General features: G+C 69.8%; 10 protein-coding genes. 6 read left to right on the top strand and 4 right to left on the bottom strand.

Annotation, left to right across the window (positions count from 1 at the left end; translation table 11 throughout):
- Nucleotides 1-157 precede the first annotated feature (157 nt).
- On the top strand, nt 158-1411 hold the full coding sequence (locus AC3WLF_RS04770) for a GNAT family N-acetyltransferase (RefSeq protein WP_492357894.1): 1254 nt from the start codon (nt 158-160) through the stop codon (nt 1409-1411).
- Nucleotides 1412-1427: 16 nt separating this feature from the next.
- Here AC3WLF_RS04770 and AC3WLF_RS04775 read toward each other — a convergent pair whose 3' ends face one another.
- Both AC3WLF_RS04775 and ppa read right to left on the bottom strand, forming a co-directional pair.
- Entirely contained in the window at nt 1428-2000 is a 573-nt protein-coding gene (locus AC3WLF_RS04775; RefSeq protein ID WP_492357895.1) for a cytochrome b, read from the bottom strand.
- Between the two features lie 124 nt (nt 2001-2124).
- Complete coding sequence (ppa, locus tag AC3WLF_RS04780) at nt 2125-2652, bottom strand: inorganic diphosphatase (RefSeq protein ID WP_035822416.1); 528 nt, start codon at nt 2650-2652, stop codon at nt 2125-2127.
- Between the two features lie 193 nt (nt 2653-2845).
- On the opposite strand from ppa, the gene AC3WLF_RS04785 reads away from it, so the two are divergent.
- The 5 genes from AC3WLF_RS04785 to AC3WLF_RS04805 all read left to right on the top strand — a co-directional run bounded on the left by AC3WLF_RS04785 (nt 2846) and on the right by AC3WLF_RS04805 (nt 7764).
- On the top strand, nt 2846-4282 hold the full coding sequence (locus AC3WLF_RS04785) for an aldehyde dehydrogenase family protein (RefSeq protein ID WP_492317496.1): 1437 nt from the start codon (nt 2846-2848) through the stop codon (nt 4280-4282).
- On the top strand, nt 4275-4517 hold the full coding sequence (locus AC3WLF_RS04790) for a hypothetical protein (protein ID WP_010813008.1): 243 nt from the start codon (nt 4275-4277) through the stop codon (nt 4515-4517). The genes AC3WLF_RS04785 and AC3WLF_RS04790 overlap by 8 nt, the downstream gene beginning before the upstream one ends.
- Nucleotides 4518-4577: 60 nt before the next feature.
- The gene (locus AC3WLF_RS04795; protein ID WP_492317497.1) at nt 4578-5336 is read left to right on the top strand and encodes an SDR family oxidoreductase; all 759 of its coding nucleotides are present in this window, start codon (nt 4578-4580) and stop codon (nt 5334-5336) included.
- Nucleotides 5337-5417: 81 nt separating this feature from the next.
- Nucleotides 5418-6725, top strand: coding sequence for an MFS transporter (locus AC3WLF_RS04800; RefSeq protein WP_492317498.1), 1308 nt, complete (start codon nt 5418-5420; stop codon nt 6723-6725).
- A 655-nt stretch (nt 6726-7380) separates the two neighbouring features.
- Nucleotides 7381-7764 carry a hypothetical protein gene (locus tag AC3WLF_RS04805; RefSeq protein ID WP_492353387.1) on the top strand — a complete coding sequence of 128 codons (384 nt, stop codon included), beginning with the start codon at nt 7381-7383 and terminating at the stop codon, nt 7762-7764.
- A gap of 140 nt (nt 7765-7904) precedes the next feature.
- Here the strand turns inward: AC3WLF_RS04805 and AC3WLF_RS04810 are convergent, their stop codons facing one another.
- Entirely contained in the window at nt 7905-13748 is a 5844-nt protein-coding gene (locus AC3WLF_RS04810) for a hybrid sensor histidine kinase/response regulator (RefSeq protein WP_492357896.1), read from the bottom strand.
- A 145-nt stretch (nt 13749-13893) separates the two neighbouring features.
- Nucleotides 13894-16089: a methyl-accepting chemotaxis protein gene (locus tag AC3WLF_RS04815; RefSeq protein WP_492317500.1), complete on the bottom strand. Its 2196-nt coding sequence runs from the start codon at nt 16087-16089 to the stop codon at nt 13894-13896.
- Nucleotides 16090-16202: the final 113 nt, after the last annotated feature.

Raw genomic sequence — 16202 nt, forward strand, 5'->3', positions numbered from 1 at the left:
GACCATGCCGCCGCCTGAGGCATCCCGGGATGCCTCGGCAAGCACTGGTGACGAGGATGCTCCATTTTACGACGCCCGCCCCGCGCCTGCCGTGCGGCGCAGCAACGGCGCATCGTTTCCGGTAGACTCGATCGATCCACAGACGGGAACTGGTGCAATGCAGTCTGAATCATGCGTGCCCGGCGAGGGCAAGGACCAGCGCCAGCCGGCACAGCACAAGCGCAAGTCGGCAGGCGACCCTGCGCAGGAGTACCGTACCGAAATCATTTCCGACCTGGGCGAGATCGATGCCGCCGCCTGGGACGCCCTGGTGGCGCACCACGCCGACGCCACGCCGTTCCTGAAGCATGCCTTCCTGCACGCCCTGCACACCAGCGGCAGCGCCTGCGCCGAGACCGGGTGGAACCCGCGCTACCTGACGTTGTGGGCGCCGGCCAAGAACGGCCACCCGGAACGGCTGGCCGCGGCCATGCCGCTCTACGCCAAGGCGCATTCCTATGGCGAATATGTCTTCGACTGGGCCTGGGCCGACGCCTATGCCCGCAACGGGCTCGAGTACTACCCCAAATGGCTGGCGGCAATTCCCTTCACGCCGGTGCGCGGCGCGCGGCTGCTGGCCGAAGACGCCCATGCGCGCCGCCTGCTGCTGCGGATGGCGCTGGCGCTGGCCGCCGAAAGCCAGATGTCGTCGCTGCACATCCTGTTTCCCGACGAGACCGAAGCCGCGCTGATGCAGCAGGCCGGCATGCTGATGCGGCATGGCGTGCAGTTCCACTGGACCAACGGCGGCTACGGCAGCTTCGACGACTTCCTCGCCACGCTGTCGCAGAAAAAGCGCAAGAACATCCGCGCCGAGCGCCGCCAGGTTGCGCAGGCCGGCATCACCTTCCGGCGCCTGCGTGGCGCGCAGATCGACGATGACGCGTGGAAGTTCTTCAACCGGTGCTATCGCCAGACTTACCGCGAGCACCATTCCACGCCCTACCTGAACCTGGATTTCTTCCGGCGCATCAGCGCCGCCATGCCGCAGCACCTGCTGCTGGTGATCGCCGAGCGCGCGGGCCAGCCCATCGCCAGCTCGCTGCTGGTCTATGACGATACGCCCGAAGTCAGCACGCTCTACGGGCGCTACTGGGGCGCACTGGAGCACCACGCCTGCCTGCACTTCGAAACCGCGTACTACCAGCCGCTGGAATTCTGCATCGAGCAAGGCATAGGCACCTTTGAAGGCGGCGCCCAGGGCGAGCACAAGATGGCGCGCGGCTTCCTGCCGGTGGCCACGCGCTCGGCCCACTGGCTGGCGCATCCCGCCTTTGCCGATGCCGTCGAGCGCTTCCTTGAGCGCGAGCGCCAGGGCATCGACGCCTACCTGGACGAACTGGGCGAACGCAACCCGTTCGCCCGCGCCTGAACACGCAAGCCGGCGCTCAGCGCCACATCCGCCGCAGCGTGTTGTCGCCCAGCATGTAGTGGTGGAACAGCGACGCCATCGCGTGCAGGCCGATCACCAGGTAGAAGGCGGTGCCCAGGGTCTCGTGGACCTCCTTGACGGTGTCCTTCAGTGCCGGGTCGGCCGCCACCAGCGCCGGCACTTCCAGCCCCAGCGAAGGCAACGCCAGCAGGTGGCCGCCAGCGTTCATCGCCAGCAGCCCCAGCAGCGGCTGGGCCAGGATATACAGGTAAAGCACCCAGTGCATGGCCTCGCCGGCCAACTGCATCCAGCGCGCGCCCGGCTCCGGCGCGGGCGCGCCGCGCACCAGGCGCCACAGCAGGCGCGGCACCGCCAGCACCAGCACCAGCGCGCCCGCCCATTCATGGACTGTCATGGCCAGCGCGCGCGGCGGCGTGCCCTTGGCAAAACTGCCCTTCAGCTCGATCGCGGCATAGGCCAGCGCCACCAGCAGGAATACCGCCCAGTGGAAGCACACCGCCAGCCGGTCATAGCGACGCAGCGGCGACAAGGCCTGCGGCAATGCCTGGATTTCGGTGATGGGATTCATGAGGACTCCTCTTGTCAGCACCCGCATAGCGTAGCGCAAGGCGCTTGCCCGGATGCTGCCGTGCATCAAGCGCGCGGCAACAAAAAACCCCGCCGGAGCGGGGCTTCTTCAGCGGCGGTTCAGCTTACTTCTTGTAGTTGGCCACGCCGTCGGTGATTTCCTTGTGGGCTTCCTCGATGCCAGCCCAGCCTTCGACCTTGACCCACTTGCCGGCTTCCAGTGCCTTGTAGTGCTCAAAGAAGTGCTTGATCTGGTCCAGCTGGTTCTGCGGCACGTCCGACAGGCCCTTCATGTAGGCCGTGGCCGGCGACAGCTTGTCCACCGGAACAGCCACCAGCTTGGCATCCACGCCTGCCTCATCGGTCATCTTCAGCATGCCGAGTGCACGGCAGCGCACCACGGCACCGGCCAGGATCGGGAACGGCGACAGCACCAGCACGTCCACCGGGTCGCCGTCGCCCGACAGCGTCTGCGGGATGTAGCCATAGTTGGCCGGATAGCGCATGCCGGTGCCGATAAAGCGGTCGACGAACAGCAGGCCGGTTTCCTTGTCTGCCTCGTACTTCACCGGATCGCTCTGGGCCGAGATCTCGATGATGACGTTGAAATCGTTGGGGATGTCCTTGCCCGGGGACACGAGATTGAAGCTCATGCGGTTCTCCAGATGCCTGCGGTGTGTTGTTGGATGGCGGGCATTATAGCGGCTCATGCCTGACCGCAGGCTGACACGCGGGCCAGGCATGGCGCATTGCACGCTGGCCGCTGTCGGCGATAATGGCACATTCTTCAGCCGTCACTGAATAGCGCAGCCCCCGTGCTGCCCCCATGCCGCCCCGGAGCCACCCATGCACGCCCAGCACTTCGTCGCCAACCGCCTGATCGCGCCCGACAACGGCCTGCGCATCAAGGTCTTCGATCCGTCCAACGGCGAGCCGTTCGCCGAGATCGCACGCGGCAACGCCACCGATATCAACGTCGCCGTCCATGCGGCGCGCCAGGCCGCCGAAGGCGCCTGGGGCCAGATGGCGCCGGCCGAGCGGGTACGCCTGCTCAACCGCGTCGCCGTGGCGCTGATCGCGCACGAGGACGAACTGGCCGCGCTCGAGGCCCGCGACACCGGCAAGCCGCTACGCCAGGCGCGCGCCGATGCCCGCGCCGTGGCCCGCTATTTCGAGTTCTACGCCGGCGCGGTCGATAAGCTGCACGGCCAGACCATCCCCTACAACCCCGGCTACACCGTGCTGACCGTGCGCGAGCCGCATGGCGTGACCGGCCACATCATCCCGTGGAACTACCCGCTGCAGATCTTCGGGCGCAGCGTGGGCGCGGCGCTGGCCACCGGCAACGCCTGCGTGGTCAAGCCGGCCGAGGACGCCTGCCTGTCGCTGCTGCGCGTGGCCGAGATCGCCGCCGAGGCCGGCCTGCCCGAAGGCGCGCTCAATATCATCACCGGCTACGGCCATGAAGCCGGCGCCGCGCTGGCGCGCCACCCGGGCATCAACCATATCTCGTTCACCGGCTCGCCCCAGACCGGCAAGCAGGTGGCCCAGCTGGCCGCCGAGAACCACGTGCCGGTCACGCTGGAACTGGGCGGCAAGTCGCCGCAGATCGTCTTTGCCGATGCCGACCTGGATACGCTGGTGCCGGTGGTGGTCAACGGCATCGTGCAGAATGCCGGCCAGACCTGCTCGGCCGGCAGCCGCCTGCTGGTGGAGCGGCCGGTCTATGACGCGCTGCTCGACCGGCTGGCGTCGGTGTTCGAGTCGCTGCGCGTGGGCCCGTCCGAGCTCGACCTGGAATGCGGGCCGCTGATCAGCCGCAAGCAGCAGCAGCGCGTGTGGGACTTTGTCTCGGATGCGCAGCACGCCGGCGTGGCCGTGATGGCGCAAGGCCAGATCGTGGCCGAGGCGCCCGAGGCCGGCTACTACCAGGTGCCGATGCTGTTCCGCGACGTGCCACCCGCACACCGGCTGGCGCAGGAAGAAGTGTTCGGCCCGCTGCTGGCGGCGATGCCGTTCGACACCGAGGCCGAGGCCATCGCACTGGCCAACGGCACGCCCTACGGGCTCGTGGCCGGCGTCTGGACCCGAGACGGCGGGCGCCAGCTGCGCCTGGCGCACAAGCTGCGCGCGGGCCAGGTCTTTATCAACAACTACGGTGCCGGCGGCGGCGTTGAACTGCCATTCGGCGGCACCGGCCAGTCCGGCTACGGCCGCGAGAAGGGCTTCGAGGCCCTGTACGGATTCACCACCCTGAAAACCATCGCCATCCAACATGGGTAACATCAATTTCCTGTCCGTCGCCTTTGCCATCTTCTTTTTCTGGATGGCATGGCATGTCCGGAACAAGCGCGCCACCAATCCTTCCGGCATGCCGCGGCTGCAGGTCTTCAAGCGCAAGTGGGGCGACGTCGTCGGCGACCGCGTGCACTGGTGCCTGTATGTGGCACTGCCCTTCCTGCTGGCACTGATGATGGTTGCCAATGCCCTGCGCGGGCGGGGGCCGTTCTCGCACTAGGCATTGAGTACCCCGCAGCACGGATCACCAGAACATAACCACAACACCAGGAGACAAGCCATGAGACTGGCCAACAAGGTAGCGATCGTCACCGGCGGCGGTTCCGGGTTCGGCGAAGGCATTGCCCACACCTTTGCGCGCGAAGGCGCCAACGTGGTGGTCGCCGACCTGCGCGAGGAAGCCGCCGAACGCGTCGCCGCCGCGATCCGCGACGCCGGCGGCCGGGCCCGCGCGGTGCGCGCCGACGTTTCGCGCGAAGCCGGCACCGAGGCCATGCGCGAAGCCGCGCTGGCCACCTTCGGCGACGTCCATATCGTGGTCAACAACGCCGGCACGACCCATCGCAACAAGCCCATCCTCGAAGTCACCGAGGAGGAGTTCGACCGCGTCTACGCCGTCAACGTCAAGAGCATCTACTGGTCGGCGCGTACCTTTATCCCGCATTTCCGCCAGCGCGGCGGCGGCGTGTTCGTCAATATCGCCTCCACCGCCGGCATCCGGCCGCGCCCGGGCCTGGTCTGGTACAACGGCAGCAAGGGCGCGGTGATCACCGCCAGCAAGGCCATGGCCGCGGAACTCGGCAAGGACAACATTCGCGTCAACTGCGTCAACCCGGTGATCGGCGCCACCGCCCTGCTCGAAGAATTCATGGGCATGCCCGATACGCCCGAGAACCGCGCCAGATTCCTTGCCACCATCCCGATGGGCCGCATGTCGACCCCGCAGGACGTGGCCAACGCCTGCCTGTACCTGGCCTCGGACGAGGCTGCCTTTATCACCGGCACCTGCATCGAAGTGGACGGCGGCCGCTGCGTCTGAGCCGGTGCCGGCCACCTGCCTTCCCCTTTAGTCGTAGCTGTAAACGCGTCACACAGAAGCGCCATATCCTCAGGAGACAGCATGACAACAACCGCAGTAAACCCCGGCATCAGCGACGCCGCCTTTGAAGACGCCACCTACCGCAAGGTCAGCTGGCGCCTGGTGCCCTTCCTCTTGCTGTGCTACGTGGTGGCCTACCTGGACCGCGTCAACGTGGGCTTTGCCAAGCTGCAGATGCTCAACGACCTCCAGTTCAGCGAGACCATCTATGGCTTGGGCGCCGGCATCTTCTTTATCGGCTACTTCCTGTTCGAAGTGCCCAGCAACGTGATCCTGCACAAGGTGGGCGCGCGCATCTGGATCGCGCGCATCATGATCACCTGGGGCGCGATCTCGGCGGCGATGATGTTCGTCACCACGCCGACCATGTTCTACGTGCTGCGCTTCCTGCTGGGCATTGCCGAGGCCGGCTTCTTCCCCGGCATCATCCTGTACCTGACCTACTGGTACCCGGCCAACCGGCGCGGGCGCACCACCACCTACTTCATGACTGCGGTCGCGCTGGCAGGCGTGATCGGCGGGCCGCTGTCGGGCTGGATCATGCAGTCCTTCCACGGCCACAACGGCTGGTCCGGCTGGCAGTGGATGTTCCTGCTCGAGGGCATTCCGTCGATCCTGGTGGGGCTGTGGGTGCTGGCCTACCTGGACGACCGCATCGCCCACGCCAAGTGGCTGTCGCCGGAAGAGAAGGCGCTGCTGGAGCGCAATATCGCCAGCGAGGATGCGCACAAGGAAGACCCGCCGATCCGCACCGTGATGTCCAGCCCGCGCGTCTGGCTGATGAGCGCGATCTACTTCTGCTTCGTGATGGGCCTGTACGGCGTCAGCTTCTGGCTGCCGACCATCATCAAGCAGACCGGCGTCAAGGGCGCGCTCGATATCGGCCTGCTGACCGCCATTCCCTATGGCTGCGCAGTGGTCGGCATGGTGCTGGTGGCCTACAGCGCAGACCGCAGCGGCGAGCGCCGCTGGCATATCGCGCTGCCCGCGCTGGCCGGTTCGCTGGGCCTGCTGCTGTCGGTGCAATGGCATAGCGACACCACGCTGGCAATGGTGGCGCTGACGCTGGCCACCATCGGCATCCTGACCACGCTGCCGCTGTTCTGGAGCCTGCCGACTTCCTTCCTGGCCGGCACTGGCGCGGCCGCGGGCATCGCGCTGATCAACTCGCTGGGCAACCTTGCGGGCTTCCTCAGCCCCTATGCGGTGGGCTGGCTCAAGGACCTGACCCACAGCACCGATTCGGGCATGTACCTGCTGGCCGCCTGCCTGGTGGTGGGCGCGGCGCTGACGCTGTCGGTGCCCAAGCGGCTGGTGAGCCGGAAGTAGCCAGCTGCAAGCAGCACAAGCGAGCGCCGGCCCTTTTCCACGCGGAAAAGGGCCGGTTTTGCTTGCGGCACATGCAAAGTCCCTCGCACGCCGCTTGTGGGCCACAATGCGCCGTCGGCTGACGCGGATGTAGGACCAAGCCCGGCAGTGTTGCCCATCCGTGGGCCCTAGGATGGAAAGGAGACACCCGGAGTGATCCCACGGGGTCCTCCGGGGCATCTGATTCCGAAGCTCGCCCAAGGAGGCCACGATGCCGCAACTGCCCCCGTTTGCCCCTACCCGTTCGCTGGAACTTGTCGAAGCGCGCCTGGCACGGCGCTCGCGCGTCAAGCGCCTGGTGATCGCGCTCAGCGCCGGCGTGGTCGCGCTGCTGGCCCTGGTGCCGGCGGCCAGCCATGCGCAGGCGCCGGTGGTGGACGCCAACCCTGCGCCTGCCACACCGGCACCCGCTGCCCCGGCGCCCGCTGCCCCGGGCAGCACCATGGCGCCGACCCCGGGTGTCACGATGCCGGCCGCGCCGCCGGCAGAAACCATGCCCCCTGCCACACAGCCCGCACCGGGCATAGCGGCGCCTGCCACGGCAGCACCGCCGCCGACGGCGTCCCCGGCACCCGCGCCCACCGTCCCGCCGCCGGCCGCACCGGCGCCACCGCCGATGGCAGCGCCCGCGCAGCCACGTCCGCCGCTGACCACGCCGCCCCCGCCGCCGCCGCGTGATGCGATGGTGCAGCGTACGGCCGGCTCGGTCGCCTATATCTGCGGCGGTGTCGCCGAAGACGAGCAGGTCGCGCTGCAATCGGAAGCGCGCAAGTACAACATGAGCCTGCTGTTCACGCAGGGCGCGCGCGGCGAGTACCTGTCCGACGTTGACGTCAAGCTGATGCGCGGCGGCAAGGAAGTCGCCAGCTTTGTCGCCGACGGTCCGCGCTGCCTGCTGAAGGCGCCGTCTGGCACGTACAGCGTGCGGGCGACTTACCAGGGCCGGACCAAGACCGCGACGGTCAGCACCGGCGGCAAGAACGCGCAGATGCGCTGGTAGTCAGTTGGGAGGGCGCGCCGGGTGGCGCGCCCGTGGAGGAGGGAGGAAAAAAGGCCCTTGAGTAAGCCGCTGTCCGTTGCATGCCAACCGCAGGCTCCCCTCTCCCGCTTGCGGGAGAGGGGAGCAAACCGTCAGCCCGCCTAGCCGTCCCCCAGCATCTGCCCCACCGACCCCGCCGTACCGGCCGCCCGCTCACCCAGCAACCGATGCAGCGTGCCCAGCAGCTCATCCTCGTTGTAAGGCTTGCCCAGGTACACGTTGACGCCGATCTCCTCGGCATAGCGGCGGTGCTTGTCGGCCGTGCGCGAGGTGATCATCACCAGCGGCATATGCGCGGTGCGCGCGTCGGAGCGCACGTTGCGGGTCAGGTCGAAGCCGTCCATGTGCGGCATCTCGATGTCGACCAGCATCGCGTCCGGCATGACATCCTGCAGTTGCTTGAGCGCATCCACACCGTCGCGCGCCAGCACCACCTGGTAGCCGGCGCGGCCCAGCAGGCGCTGGGTGGCCTTGCGCACGGTCAGCGAGTCATCCACCACCATCACGGTCGGCTGCACCGCCAGGCCGCGCACCGGCTCGGTGGTGCCGTCGCCCGCCAGTTCCGCGACCGCGCCCATCCGCGCCTGCACGGCAGGCGTCTGCGGCAAGGCCTGCGGCACCGGCTGGCCGCGTTCGCGCACCAAGCGCTGCGCCAGCACCACCGGGTTGTAGATCAGCACGATCTCGCCATCGCCCAGCGTGGTCGCGCCGGCAATGCCTTCCAGGCGTGCCAGGTGCGGGCCGATATGCTTGACCACCACTTCGCGGTTGCCGACCACATCGTCCACATGCACCGCCACGCGCTCGGCGCCGCTGCGCACCAGCACCACCGGCGAATACTTGCGCCCGGCCGCGACCGCGTTGCCTTCCTCCAGCAGCGCGCCGAAGTAGAAGAACGGCACCTCGGCGCCGGCCACAGTGAGGCGGCCCTGGTTGTAAGCGTCCAGCAGTGCCGGGGCGCGCAGCTGCTGGACCTGGTCGATCATGCCGCTGGGCACGGCATAGCGCCGCGCGCCCAGCGAGATCACCAGCACCTGCGTGATCGCCGTGGTCAGCGGCAGGTGCACGGTGAAGGTGGTGCCCTGCCCGGGCTTAGACTCCAGCGTGATGCGTCCGCCCAGCGCCACGGTCTCGGCGCGCACCACGTCCATGCCCACGCCGCGGCCGGCCAGCTCCGACACCGCGTCGGCGGTGGAGAAGCCCGGCGCAAAGATCAGCTCGGTCAGGCGCGCTTCGCTGGCGTCGTCGTCCGGCGCCAACAGGCGGCGCTCGACCGCGCGCGCGCGGATGCGCTCCAGGTCCAGCCCGCCGCCGTCATCGACGAAATGCAGCACCACCTCGTTGCCTTCCTGCTGCACCTCCAGCGTCAGCGCGCCGGTGGCGGCCTTGCCCGCGGCGCGGCGCTGCGCGGTTGCCTCGATGCCATGCACCACCGCGTTGCGGATCAGGTGCTCGATCGGGCCGGCCATGCGGTCCAGCACCGAGCGGTCGATTTCCACGGTGCCGCCCTTGATCAGCAGGCGCACTTCCTTGCCGGTCTCGGCCGCGGCCTGGCGCGCCACGCGATAGAGGCGCTCGGCCAGCGCGTCGAACTGCACCATGCGCGCCTGCATCAGCCCGCGCTGCAAGCCGCGCGTCAGGCGCGCCTGCGCCGCCAGGTCGCCGGCGGCGCGGTCAAAGCCGCGCTGCAGGTTCTGCTCGACGGTGGCCACGTCGTTGACCGACTCGGCCATCATCCGCGTCAGCTCCTGGAAGCGCGTGAAGCGGTCGAACTCGAGCGGGTCGAATTCCTGCTTGTGCTGCGCGTCGGCAATGCGCGACGCCATCTGCGATTCGGCCTGGATCTCGATTTCACGCAACTGCCCGCGCAGGCGCGCGACGTTGTCGTTCAGTTCGCCCAGGTAGGCGCGCATCGCCTCCAGTTCGCTGTCCAGGCGCGCGCGCGTGGCGCCGACTTCGCCGGCTTCGTTGATCAGCGTGTCGAGCGCGCGCGCCTGCACGCGCACCAGCGCGCGTTGCGGCTCGGCGGGCACGGCCGGCGGCATCGCCACCATCACGTCTGCCGGCCCCGGCATGGCGGGCAGGCTGGCGGCGGGCACCGCCTCGACGACGGTATCCGCCTGCGGCAGCGGCGCATCGGCCTGCGCTTGCTCGGGCACCTCGGCCAGGCCGTTGACCACGTCCGGATCGTCCGCGGGCAGCAGGCGGCCAGTCGGCAGCGCCTCGACATGCGCCAGGATGCGGTCGTACCAGGCATAGAGCCGCTCGAACAGCTTTGGCCCGACGGCCTGCTGCCCCTGCCCGCGCAGGCTGGCGTCGAGCAGCGTCTCCATTTCATGCGCGGCCTGGCCCAGCGCCATGGCACCCGCCATGCGCGCACTGCCCTTGAGCGTATGCAGCGCGCGCAGCACCAGGCCGCCGTGGCGCGAGTCTTCCGGCGCCGCTTCCCAGCCGCGCAGCAGCTTGCCCAGCTCGGGCAGCGTGCCTTGTGCCTCTTCCAGGAAGATCTGGACCAGCGCGGGATCCGGCGCGGCGCCCTCGTCCGCTACCGGCGCAGCGGGCGCCCGGTGCGGGGTCGGCAGCGCGATAACCACCGCGTCATGCGGCACGACCGGCGGCTGTGCGGCCTCCGGCCCGGGCAATGCCGGCGGCTCCGGCTGGTCTTCCTGCGCGGGCGGCAACTGGCCCAGCAGCTGCGCCACCGAACCATCCGGCTCGGCCGGCGCCTGCGGCGCGGGCACCGCCACGCGCGGACGCAGCAGCGCGCGCTCGCCAAACTCAACCAGGCTGCGGCGCAGGCCGGCATCGGCATCCGGCCAGACGCCCGCGGCAAACTGGTGCAGCATGCCGCGCAGGCGCTCGACCGCCTGCTCCAGCAGGCGGAAGTCGCCCGGGTGCATCGCCACCGGGTGCGAGCCCAGCTGCAGCAGCAGGGCCTCGAGCGCCTCGGCGATCTCACGCACGGGCTCCAGGCCGACGGTGGACGCACTGCCCTGCAGCGTGTGGGCGACGCGCAGTCCCAGCTCGCTCGGGCACGGATGGCCTTCATGCCGCCATTCCGAGATGTCGGTGGCGAACTGGCGCAGCAGGTCGTCGGCCTCCTGCAGGTAGACGTTGTAGAGCGCCAGGCCGATGCGCACCGGCCCGATCACCTTGTAGTGGTCGTCCTCGTCCGACAGCCCCCCGGACAGGCGGAACGGGATCACATTGTCTTCGCCGTGCCCGACCGCATCGGCGCCGGTGTGACCGGCGGCTTCGGCGGCCGGCCCGGGTGGCGCTTCCGCAGCCGCGCCGGGCAGTACTGGCAGTTCATCCGCGGCCTGCGCGGCGCCCGGGTCGCGCACCGCTTCGGCGGCTGCCACCAGCGGCGCGATGTCGTGCCAGGTCGCCGCGTCGCGATGCAGCTGTGCCACCCACGCCGACAGTTCGGCATGCGCGCGGCGCAGCAGCGACAGCAGCGCGGGCACCGGCTCGCGCGCTTCGGCAATCCACAGGTTCATGACCTGCTCGACCGCCCAGGCCGCTTCGCCATAGCGATGCAGGCCGACCATGCGGCTGGAGCCCTTGAGCGTATGGAAGGCGCGCCGCACGCGGCTGAGGGTATCGGCATCGTGCAGCGCCTCAACGCCCGAGCCGAGGTCGCCGGCGATACCGCCCAGCACCTCGTCGGCTTCGTTCAGGAAGATGCCGAGCAGTTCGGCGTCCAGCGCCGCCTTGTCGCCGTCAGCCGGCAGGCCTTGCGCCGCGGGCGGCGCGGCTGCGGGTGCGGCAGCCCGTGCCGGCTCGGCCAGTGCCAGTGCCAGCCTGTCGGCCGCATCATCGCTGCCGGCCAACCAGGCATTGCATTGCATGGTGGCTTCGGCGGCCTGGCGGCGCAGCGCGGCATCGTCGTCGATGGTGGCCTGGTCGGCCAGCGCCTGCAGCGCGGCACGCAGGCGCTGCACTGGCGGCGCATCGGGAACGGGGCCAGCCTGGATCGCCTCGGCCGCGGCGGCGCGCGCGGCGGCCAGCGGATGCTGCGCAGCGCGCGGCGCATCGGGCTCGCCGGCCTCGGCAAGCGTATCGGCCCGCCGCACGCGGCCGAATTCCAGCGCATCGGCAAAGGCATGGACCGCGCCCAGCTCGGCTGCGACCTCGCCCAGCAGCGCGGCGCGCGCACTGGCATCGGCGAGTTCGCCCGAAACGGCCAGCCGCGCATTGACGGACTGCACCGCGGCGGCGGCCTGCGCGGCATCGTCCACCAGCGCTGCAGGCAGCGCGGCGGACGACTGCAATTGCGCCAGCGTGGCGCCAAGCGCGGCGAAGGCCTGGCACGCATCGCGCAGGTGGCCGGCGCCTTCGGCGCGGGCCGCGTTGCGGTCGAAGCTGTCCAGCCACGATTCGCCGCTGTCCAGCTGCGCCCGCAGCTGCGTCACGGCCTCGCTGCGCAGCGCCTGGGCGCGCGCCTCGTCGACCATGCCCGCAAGCCACGCGGGCGCGCTCGCGGCGGGATCGGCCAGGCATGTCGCCAGCGCCTCGCACTGCGCGGCAAAACGCGCCGCCGCCGGATGGGCGGATTGCCCGTGCACGCGCCACGGCAGCGCCAGCGCGCGCGCCAGGAACAACGCGATGCCGGCGGCGCCCAGCGCGTCGCCGCGGTGATGCTGCCCGCCGTGCATGGCCACCTGCGCCAGGCAGCGCTGCAGCGCCGGCTGCCCGAGCGGCTGCGCGGCTTCGGCCAGCGCGGCCAGCGCGGTTTCCCAGCCGGCCGGTTCGCCCGCGGCGGCGTGCTCGAGCCCGGCGGCGGCCTGCTGCAGGTTGCGCGTGTCGATCGGGTCAAGCCAGCCGTAATAGCGCTGGCGGAAGTCCGCATTGGCAAGCGCGTGCGCGGGATCGAGGCGGAACGCCGCGAGCGTGCGCGCAATATCGGCACGCAATGCGGCACGCGGCTCAGCCACGCCATCGTCGTCCTGGTCGCCGCCCAGGCCGGTGCAGACCAGCAGGAACACTGCATCGTTGAGCAGCGCCTGCGGCACGCGCACATGGCCCTGCAGATACTGGCGCAGCAGCAGGTTGGCGCGGCCCGCAAAGCGCTTGGCCAGCAGGTCCGAAGGCAACAGGCCAAGGCCCAGCGCGCGGAACACCAGCGCCAGCACATGCCAGACCCCGCGGTCCGGATGATCCGCCGCGCGGCGCGCCTCCTGCTCGTTGGCGCGCACCTCGTCCAGCGCCGCGCACAGCGGCAGCCAGGCTTCGCGCAGCAGCGCCGCGTCGGTGCACGACGCAGGCAGGCGCAATGCCTTGAGCAAGGCCGATTCAAACTGCTGGCGCGCACGCATGACCGGCGCCGGGCCCTTTGCCGGCAGCAGCATCCCGGGCAGCATCTGCAGCTCATCGAGCCACAGGTCGGCCGGATGCACGCGCTCTTCGCCCAGGTGCGCCAGCACGCCCGCATAGGGCTGGAACAGGCGCAGCGGCGTCTCATCGTCGCCGGCCATCAGGTCGTCGACATACTCGGCCAATGCCTGCACGCCGGCGCGGAATACCGCCAGCGCCTCCGGGCCGGCGGCAACGGTGCCGGCGTCGATGGCTTCGAGCAAGCGGCGCAGGGCCTGGCAATACGGATCGGTGCCGCGCAGCCCGACGATATGCACCGCGCCGGCGGCCTGGTGCAGGTGCTGGCCGGCCAGCCGCAGCGAGGTGGTGTCGCGCGCGCCCAGCGCTTCGGGCGCCTGGCGGACCTCGTCGACATAGTGGCCAAGCTCGGCGGCGGCGTCTTCGAGCGCGCTGCGCAGGCTCGGCGCAAGCCACGCCAGGCCGGACAGGTCGCGCGCGGGGGCGCCTGGATCGGAAACAGCTGGCGCGCTGGCGGACGGCGGCGCCGGAGCCGGCTCGGGCACGGCGCTGGCTTCAGCCGGTGCGCCGGCTGCGGCGCCATCGCGCGGGACAGGGAAATTCAGGGACATGACGGCTTCCAGTGCGGCGCCCGGAGGGCGGCCGCGGGCAACCTGCCGCAACAGGCGGCAGGCGCGGAGTTGGCATGGAGCGCGTGGCCGCTAAGCCCGGTAAGGCCGCGGTGCGCGGAAGCGGTCGCAGGCGTCATCCGGCCACTCAGGCGATCTTGAATCGCGACACGGAGTTGCGCAGCTCTTCGGTCAGCAGCGTCAGCTGGCGCACCGACTGCGCGGTCTGCCGCGTGCCGGTGGTGGTCTGCTCGGTGACCTGCAGGATGCGCTCGATATGGCGGGCCACGGTGGTGGCCAGGTCGGCCTCGTGCGAGGTGGACTGCGAGATCTGCTCGATCAGCTCGGCCAGCTGGCGCGACACGCGCCCGATCTCGACCAGCGCGGCGCCGGCATTGTCGGACAGCCGCGCCCCTTCCACCACGCCCTGGGTGCTGCGCTCCATGGCGTGCACCGCGTCCTGGGTATCGGTCTGGATGGTGCGGATCAGCGCGCCGATCTGCTTGGTGGCCTCGCCGGAACGCTCGGCCAGCCGCTGCACTTCTTCGGCCACCACCGAGAAGCCGCGCCCGGCCTCGCCCGCGGACGCGGCCTGGATGGCGGCGTTCAGTGCCAGCACGTTGGTCTGCTCGGTAATGTCCGAGATCAGCTCGACGATTTCACCGATCTCCTGCGACGACTCGCCCAGGCGCTTGATGCGCTTGGAGGTTTCCTGGATCTGTTCGCGGATGTCGTTCATGCCGGTGATGGCGTTCTGCACCGCCTGCTGGCCCTGCTCCGCGGCAGACAGCGAGGCACGCGCCACGTTGGCGGACTCGGCCGCGCCGCGCGACACCTGCGTGATGCGGTCGGCCATCTCCACCACCGATTCGCCGGTCTGGCGGATCTGGCGCGACTGCTCTTCGGTGGTCGACACCAGCTGGGTCGAGGTGGACTGCACCTGCCCCGAGGCCTGCGTCACCTCGCCGGCGGTCTGCTGCACCCGGCCGACCAGCTCGCGCAGTTCTTCCACGGTGTAGTTGACCGAGTCGGCGATGGCGCCGGTGATGTCCTCGGTCACCGTGGCCTGGCGCGTCAGGTCGCCGTCGGCGATGTCCTGCAGCTCGTTCATCAGCTGCAGAATCGCCTTCTGGGTGTTGTCGTTGTTGCGCTTTTCGTCCAGGCGGCGGGACTCGGCCTCGCGCTCGCGCGCCTCGGCTTCCAGCGCGCGCATGCGTGAATCGCGCAGGTACAGCGCCGCCAGGCCCACCAGGCACAGCAGCGTCATGGCCGCCGACACCACGGTCGCGCCCAGCGTCACCGGGCGCACGCGCGCCGACTGCGCGTAGGCGCGCTGCAGCGCCGAGAGCTCGCCGCGCAGCGCCTCGTTGTCGTTGAAGATCTGCTGCTGCGCGCGCTTGGCGGCAATCAGGCCGGGCAGGTTCTGCAGGATGGTCTGCGTGGTTTTCTGCACCGCCTCAAAACGCTGCGACAACTGCTGCAGGTAGCCGCGCGTCTCTTCATCGGCGGCCGCCGACAGGCGCAGCGCCTCGCTGCCGTTGAGCAGGCCGTCCAGCGATTCGCGGAAGGTGTTGGTGTCCTTGCCCAGCAGGAATGCGGTTTCAGGGTTGACGCCTTCGCCGGCCAGGAACTCGTTCAGGTTCTTGCCCAGGCGCTGCGTCAGCATCACCAGCTGCGCGGACGCCGCCACCTCGCGCGCGTTGGCGCCGGACTGCAGCTTGATTGCCGCGACCTGTTCGGCGGATTCCAGCAGCTCGGGGTTGGAAGCGTTGAAGATCTGCAGCGTCTGGCCGATGGTGGTCAGCACGGGCTGCTGCGCCAGCACGTCGGCGGCGCTTTTCTCGGAGCGCTTCCACGATTGCATCGCGGTCTCGAGCAGCGGTTCGGCCGCGCCGGTGGTGGCGCGCACGCGCTTCTCGTCGCTGCCTTGCTGCAGCGCCTTCAGGTCGCCCGCCAGCGCGTCTTTCGACTGGCGCAGCTGGGTGAAGGCCTGCGCATTGCCCAGCAGCGCCACCGGCACCGCCTTGCCCAGGCGCTGCGAGTGCATCAGCATGTCGCCGGCGATCTCGATCTGCGCGGCGGCGTTGTTGGCGATGCGGTTGTCCAGGTACACCGAGCCAAGCAGCGCCACCAGCGACACCACCACGCCCACCGTCAGCAGCCGCTGCTGCGACGAGAACGGCATGCGTCCAAGCCAGCGCGTGACATGCTCCATTGGCGTGGCGCCCAGGCCGTCGGCGGATGGGGGTGCCGGTGCGGGTTCCGGGCCGCCGGCATAGGCCATGCCGGCGGCTGCTTCGGCTGCCGGCGTGCGCCGGCCCAGGCTGAATTTCTTGAAACCCATGGCACCCTCTTCCATTTAATCGTTGTCATGCCCGGCGGCTCGTGCCGGGTGCGGCAGGCCCTGGCCTGCGCGTCATTCTTGTTTCTTGTTATTGGCGCGGCGGCCGGCCCCAG

The organism is Cupriavidus sp. FW306-01-F10A (assembly GCF_058782785.1).